We start from the raw sequence: 6,869 nt of genomic DNA, 5'->3' as shown, positions 1-6,869 counted from the left end.
TGGGTGGCTGGTCGTTGCTTGAGAACTGCACAGTGGACGCGAGCATCTGTGGCCAAGTTTTTAAGGGCGCACGGTGGATGCCTTGGCACCAGGAACCGATGAAGGACGTGGGAGGCCACGATAGTCCCCGGGGAGCTGTCAACCAAGCTTTGATCCGGGGGTTTCCGAATGGGGAAACCCGGCAGTCGTCATGGGCTGTCACCCGCTGCTGAACACATAGGCAGTGTGGAGGGAACGAGGGGAAGTGAAACATCTCAGTACCCTCAGGAAGAGAAAACAACCGTGATTCCGGGAGTAGTGGCGAGCGAAACTGGATGAGGCCAAACCGTATGCGTGTGATACCCGGCAGGGGTTGCGCATGCGGGGTTGTGGGAGTTCTCTTTCATAGTCTGCCGGCTGTGAGACGAGTCAGAAACCGTTGGTGTAGGCGAAGGACATGCGAAAGGTCCGGCGTAGAGGGTAAGACCCCCGTAGCTGAAACATCAACGGCTCGTTTGAGAATCACCCAAGTAGCACGGGGCCCGAGAAATCCCGTGTGAATCTGGCGGGACCACCCGCTAAGCCTAAATATTCCCTGGTGACCGATAGCGGATAGTACCGTGAGGGAATGGTGAAAAGTACCGCGGGAGCGGAGTGAAATAGTACCTGAAACCGTGTGCCTACAAGCCGTGGGAGCGTCGCTGGCAGCACTTGTGCTGTCAGTCGTGACTGCGTGCCTTTTGAAGAATGAGCCTGCGAGTTAGCGGTGTGTAGCGAGGTTAACCCGTGTGGGGAAGCCGTAGCGAAAGCGAGTCCGAATAGGGCGTTTGAGTTGCACGCTCTAGACCCGAAGCGGAGTGATCTAGCCATGGGCAGGTTGAAGCGGAGGTAAGACTTCGTGGAGGACCGAACCCACCAGGGTTGAAAACCTGGGGGATGACCTGTGGTTAGGGGTGAAAGGCCAATCAAACTCCGTGATAGCTGGTTCTCCCCGAAATGCATTTAGGTGCAGCGTCGTGTGTTTCTTGCCGGAGGTAGAGCACTGGATAGGCGATGGGCCCTACCGGGTTACTGACCTTAGCCAAACTCCGAATGCCGGTAAGTGAGAGCGCGGCAGTGAGACTGTGGGGGATAAGCTCCATGGTCGAGAGGGAAACAGCCCAGAGCATCGACTAAGGCCCCTAAGCGTACGCTAAGTGGGAAAGGATGTGGAGTCGCAGAGACAACCAGGAGGTTGGCTTAGAAGCAGCCACCCTTGAAAGAGTGCGTAATAGCTCACTGGTCAAGTGATTCCGCGCCGACAATGTAGCGGGGCTCAAGCGTACCGCCGAAGTCGTGTCATTCACACACATAGGGCCAACGCCTGTGTGGATGGGTAGGGGAGCGTCGTGTGCCGGGTGAAGCAGCCGCGGAAGCGAGTTGTGGACGGTTCACGAGTGAGAATGCAGGCATGAGTAGCGATACACACGTGAGAAACGTGTGCGCCGATTGACTAAGGGTTCCTGGGTCAAGCTGATCTGCCCAGGGTAAGTCGGGACCTAAGGCGAGGCCGACAGGCGTAGTCGATGGACAACCGGTTGATATTCCGGTACCCGCTTTGAAACGCCCAGTACTGAATCAGGCGATGCTAAGTCCGTGAAGCCGGCCCGATCTCTTCGGAGTTGAGGGTAGTGGTGGAGCCGATGAACCAGACTTGTAGTAGGTAAGCGATGGGGTGACGCAGGAAGGTAGTCCAGCCCGGGCGGTGGTTGTCCCGGGGTAAGGGTGTAGGACGCACGGTAGGTAAATCCGTCGTGCATGAAGTCTGAGACCTGATGCCGAGCCGATTGTGGTGAAGTGGATGATCCTATGCTGTCGAGAAAAGCCTCTAGCGAGTTTCATGGCGGCCCGTACCCTAAACCGACTCAGGTGGTCAGGTAGAGAATACCGAGGCGTTCGGGTGAACTATGGTTAAGGAACTCGGCAAAATGCCCCCGTAACTTCGGGAGAAGGGGGGCCATTCCTGGTGATCCGATTTACTCGGTGAGCTGGGGGTGGCCGCAGAGACCAGCGAGAAGCGACTGTTTACTAAAAACACAGGTCCGTGCGAAGCCGTAAGGCGATGTATACGGACTGACGCCTGCCCGGTGCTGGAACGTTAAGGGGACCGGTTAGTGCACTTTCGGGTGTGCGAAGCTGAGAACTTAAGCGCCAGTAAACGGCGGTGGTAACTATAACCATCCTAAGGTAGCGAAATTCCTTGTCGGGTAAGTTCCGACCTGCACGAATGGCGTAACGACTTCTCGACTGTCTCAACCATAGGCCCGGTGAAATTGCACTACGAGTAAAGATGCTCGTTTCGCGCAGCAGGACGGAAAGACCCCGGGACCTTTACTATAGTTTGATATTGGTGTTCGGTTCGGCTTGTGTAGGATAGGTGGGAGACTGTGAAGCGGCCACGCCAGTGGTTGTGGAGTCGTCGTTGAAATACCACTCTGGTCGTGCTGGATGTCTAACCTGGGTCCGTGATCCGGATCAGGGACAGTGTCTGATGGGTAGTTTAACTGGGGCGGTTGCCTCCTAAAGAGTAACGGAGGCGCCCAAAGGTTCCCTCAGCCTGGTTGGCAATCAGGTGTTGAGTGTAAGTGCACAAGGGAGCTTGACTGTGAGACCGACGGGTCGAGCAGGGACGAAAGTCGGGACTAGTGATCCGGCAGTGGCTTGTGGAAGCGCTGTCGCTCAACGGATAAAAGGTACCCCGGGGATAACAGGCTGATCTTCCCCAAGAGTCCATATCGACGGGATGGTTTGGCACCTCGATGTCGGCTCGTCGCATCCTGGGGCTGGAGTCGGTCCCAAGGGTTGGGCTGTTCGCCCATTAAAGCGGTACGCGAGCTGGGTTTAGAACGTCGTGAGACAGTTCGGTCCCTATCCGCTGTGCGCGTAGGAATATTGAGAAGGGCTGTCCCTAGTACGAGAGGACCGGGACGGACGAACCTCTGGTGTGCCAGTTGTCCTGCCAAGGGCATGGCTGGTTGGCTACGTTCGGAAAGGATAACCGCTGAAAGCATCTAAGCGGGAAGCCTGCTTCGAGATGAGTATTCCCACCCTCTTGAGGGGTTAAGGCTCCCAGTAGACGACTGGGTTGATAGGCCAGATGTGGAAGCCCTGTAAGGGGTGGAGCTGACTGGTACTAATAGGCCGAGGGCTTGTCCTCAGTTGCTCGCGTCCACTGTGTTGTTCCCGGGTTGCGAACAGTTATCGCACCGGTTGAACAGTTTCACTACTTAATTGAAGAGTGTGCTTGTTCGCTAGAACCCGATAGGGTTTCGGTGGTCATTGCGTTAGGGAAACGCCCGGTTACATTTCGAACCCGGAAGCTAAGCCTTTCAGCGCCGATGGTACTGCAGGGGGGACCCTGTGGGAGAGTAGGACGCCGCCGAACAATCTTTCAAGGACCCCTGGTCCCAGCGTTCACGCTGGGACCAGGGGTCCTTTTGTTTTTGTCGAAGCGCGTCGGACGGTCGGCTGCGCGAGAATGTCTGTGGTACCCGAAGACAGGAGTCACACCCATGTCCACCAACTCTCCCGACGATCGTCCGGAGCGCGAGCCGCGTCGCCGGGACGGTGGTGACCGGGGCGGTTTCCGCGGTGGTCGTGACGACCGGTCCGGTTCCGCAGCGCCTCGCCGTGACAACGACCGCGGCCCGCGCCGCGACGACAGCCGGCCGACCGGTGGCGGCTTCCGTGGCCGTGACGACCGGGACCGTGACCGCGATCGTGGGCCGCGCAGGGATGACAACCGTGGCGGTGGCTCCGGTGGCGGCTTCCGTCGTGACGACAACCGTGGTGGCGGCTCGGGCGGTGGGTTCCGTCGTGACGACAACCGTGGCGGTGGCTCCGGTGGCGGCTTCCGTCGTGACGACAACCGTGGTGGCGGCTCCGGTGGCGGCTTCCGCCGGGACGACCGTGGTGGTCGCCCCAGCGGTGGTGGGTTCGACCGGCGTGATGACCGGCCGCGTGGGCCGCGTCGCGACGACGACCGGCCCAGCGGCGGCGGCTTCCGGCGCGATGACAACCGTGGTGGCGGCTTCCGTCGGGACGACCGTGGTGGTCGCCCCAGCGGTGGTGGGTTCGACCGGCGTGACGATCGGCCGCGTGGGCCGCGTCGCGACGACGACCGGCCCAGCGGCGGCGGCTTCCGGCGTGACGACAACCGTGGCGGCGGCTCCGGTGGTGGGTTCCGCCGTGACGACAACCGTGGCGGTGGCGGCTTCCGTCGGGACGACCGTGGTGGTCGCCCCAGCGGTGGTGGGTTCGACCGGCGTGACGATCGGCCGCGTGGGCCGCGTCGCGACGATGACCGTCCCAGCGGCGGAGGTTTCCGGCGCGATGACAACCGTGGCGGCGGCTCCGGCGGCGGCTTCCGCCGTGACGACCGGGACCGGGACCGGGATCGTGGGCCCCGTCGTGATGACGACCGTGGTGGTTACCGCGGTGGTCAGCAGCGTGACGACAGCCGTGGTGGCCGTCCCAGCGGTGGTGGCTTCCGGCGCGATGACAACCGTGGCGGCGGCTCCGGCGGCGGCTTCCGCCGTGACGACCGCGATCGTGGCGGGGACCGTGGTGGATACCGCGGCGGGCAGCGTGACGACCGTGGCGGATTCCGTGGCCGTGACGACCGCGACCGGGACAGGGACCGTGAGCCGATCAAGCGGCTGCCCATCCCCGACGACGTCACCGGTGACGAGATCGACAAGGACGTACGCCAGGAGCTCATGAGCCTGCCGAAGACCCTGGCCGAGGATGTCGCACGCAACCTCGTCATGGTGGCCCGGCTGATCGACGAGGACCCGGAGGAGGCGTACGCGTACTCCCGTATCGCCCTGCGTCTGGCTTCGCGCGTCGCTGCCGTGCGCGAGGCGGCCGGGTTCGCGGCCTACGCGACGCAGAAGTACGCGGAGGCGCTCGCCGAGTTCCGGGCGTCCCGGCGGATGACCGGGTCCGTGGAGTTGTGGCCCGTCATGGCGGACTGCGAGCGCGGTCTCGGCCGGCCCGAGCGGGCGATGGCCATGGCCGGTGAGCCCGAGGTGCAGAAGCTGGACAAGGCCGGCCAGGTCGAGATGCGGCTGGTGGCCGCCGGTGCCCGTCGGGACATGGGGCAGATCGACGCCGCCATCGTTACGCTCCAGAGCCCCGAGCTGGCCTCCAACTCCATCCAGCCGTGGACGCCGCGGCTGCGTTACGCCTACGCGGACGCGCTGCTGGAGGCTGGGCGCGAGGACGAGGCCCGCGAGTGGTTCGGCAAGGCCCTGGAGGCCGACAAGGACGGCTCGACCGACGCGTCGGACCGGCTGGCCGAGCTGGACGGAGTGGAGTTCGTCGACGCCCTCGGTGACGACGAGGCCGTCGAGGTCGTGCAGTCCGTCGAGGACGACGCGGACGACGAGGGTGATGAGCGGGACGCCGACACGGACCGGCGTGGCGATGGAGCCGACAACGCCTAGTCGCTGACAGCCGGCACACGAAAGGGGCGGGATCCCCCAGGATCCCGCCCCTTTCGCATGTCCGGCCGCCTTCTCAGTCGATGGTCAGGCTCCGCATGACCAGGCCCGTCGCCGGCTTCGGGCCGAAGGATGTCGACTTACGGGGCATGGTGACGCCCTGCCTGGCCAGGTCCCGGACGACCTCTTCGCGTACCGGATGCATCAGCACCGCCGTGGCGCCCAGGCGTTCGGCCTGTTCGACGGCGACCTCGGTGTCGTGGATGTAGCCGATGTGCTCGGGAGCGTCGGGGATCCGCCAGACCTCGTCGAGCAGCGCCGAGTGGAGGACCGTCGCGTCCAGCGTGCGCCAAGCCTCGGGCCGGTCCGGCCGGATCGTGCGGGCCAGCAGGGCCGGGTCGGGCCGGTCCACCAGGTGGAAGCCGCCGTCGCCGGTGAGCAGGAACGCGTTGCCCTCCGCCGCCGCGCCGGCGAGAGCGTCGAGTGCGCGGGGGAGCGAGCCCTCCACCGTACGGACGCGGAAGAGGCCCGAGAGTCCTTCGAGTGCCCGGGACACCGGCAGGCCGCGCAGGAGGCGGTGGATCGCGCGGACCTGGAGCGGGTGGTGGGCCGTGTCGACGAGGAGGACGAGGCCGAAGTCCCAGGGGCCCGGGGCGGTCTGTTCCCGCTGGAGCCGGAGGTAGGTGGCCCAGCGGTGGTGGCCGTCGGCGATCAGGGCCTGGTGGCGGGCGAGATCCGTCTGGATCTCGGTCCGCTCGGCCGGGTCCGTGACGGCCCAGAGGCGGTGGTGGAACCCGTCCTCCGTCGTGGTGGCCAGCAGCGGAGGTTGCTCGGCCGTGCGCTCGATGACCGCCGCGGCGCCCTCCCGGGCCCCGTCGCTGCGGTAGGTCAGCAGCAGCGGCTCCAGGTGTGCCTGCATCGTGCGCATCAGCTCGGCGCGGTCCGCGACGATGTCGTCCATGACGTCCTCGTGCGGCAGCACGATTCCGTCGGCGGCGGGCGAAAGGGCCAGGGCGCCGATCAGGCCGCGCTGGAGGATCTGGTCGTTGCGCTGCTCGTAGACGTACAGCGCGAGCTCCGGATCCGGCGCGATCACGCCGTCGGCCAGCCACCGCTCCAGTGTCTCCGCCGCCTGCCGGTGCCGGTCCTCGGCGGTGTCGGCCTGCGGGAGGATGAGGCGCACGATGTTGTGCGGGTCCGCCGATTCCAGGTGGTGCAGACCGTCGGGCCGGACGACCACGTCGTACGGCGGTGAGGTCACCGCGGCCAGGCTGCCGACCCGCTCGGGGACGTAACGCAGTCCTCGGAACGGGATCAGCCGCAGCCCCTGCTCGTCGGGGCCTGAAGTGTTCATTTGGGCATCGTATGTGTGCACGAGGCATGCGCGATGATCGGGGGAGAGACGGG

3 protein-coding genes and 2 rRNA genes are annotated in these 6,869 nt (G+C 64.3%); 4 read left to right on the top strand and 1 reads right to left on the bottom strand.

All coding sequences use genetic code 11. The features are described from left to right. The first annotated feature begins 50 nt into the window (after nucleotides 1-50). The 4 genes from ACQP09_RS05470 to ACQP09_RS05455 all read left to right on the top strand — a co-directional run bounded on the left by ACQP09_RS05470 (nucleotide 51) and on the right by ACQP09_RS05455 (nucleotide 5,465). A 23S ribosomal RNA gene (locus tag ACQP09_RS05470) occupies nucleotides 51-3,175 on the top strand. A gap of 111 nt (nucleotides 3,176-3,286) precedes the next feature. Further along, nucleotides 3,287-3,403 (top strand): 5S ribosomal RNA (gene rrf, locus ACQP09_RS05465). Between the two features lie 323 nt (nucleotides 3,404-3,726). Beyond that, nucleotides 3,727-4,740, top strand: coding sequence for a hypothetical protein (locus ACQP09_RS05460; RefSeq protein ID WP_433396404.1), 1,014 nt, complete (start codon nucleotides 3,727-3,729; stop codon nucleotides 4,738-4,740). Then, nucleotides 4,737-5,465, top strand: a complete 729-nt coding sequence (locus ACQP09_RS05455) for a tetratricopeptide repeat protein (RefSeq protein WP_433396403.1) — start codon at nucleotides 4,737-4,739, stop codon at nucleotides 5,463-5,465. Before ACQP09_RS05460 ends, ACQP09_RS05455 begins: the two co-directional genes overlap by 4 nt. Before the next feature lie 73 nt (nucleotides 5,466-5,538). Here ACQP09_RS05455 and ACQP09_RS05450 read toward each other — a convergent pair whose 3' ends face one another. Beyond that, nucleotides 5,539-6,816, bottom strand: coding sequence for a DUF1015 family protein (locus ACQP09_RS05450; protein WP_433396402.1), 1,278 nt, complete (start codon nucleotides 6,814-6,816; stop codon nucleotides 5,539-5,541). Nucleotides 6,817-6,869: the final 53 nt, after the last annotated feature.

Origin of the sequence: Streptomyces sp. CA-146814 (genome assembly GCF_050942385.1) — a bacterium.
Classification (GTDB): Bacteria; Actinomycetota; Actinomycetes; order Streptomycetales; family Streptomycetaceae; genus Streptomyces.
Note: the sequence above shows the minus strand (reverse complement) of the source record. Positions and strands in the feature narration are given on the sequence as shown.

Excerpts from the sequence above, each read along its gene's own strand:
- ACQP09_RS05450 (WP_433396402.1), bottom strand. The coding sequence starts at position 6,816 with ATGAACACTTCAGGCCCCGACGAGCAGGGGCTGCGGCTGATCCCGTTC.
- ACQP09_RS05455 (WP_433396403.1), top strand. The coding sequence starts at position 4,737 with ATGAGCCTGCCGAAGACCCTGGCCGAGGATGTCGCACGCAACCTCGTC.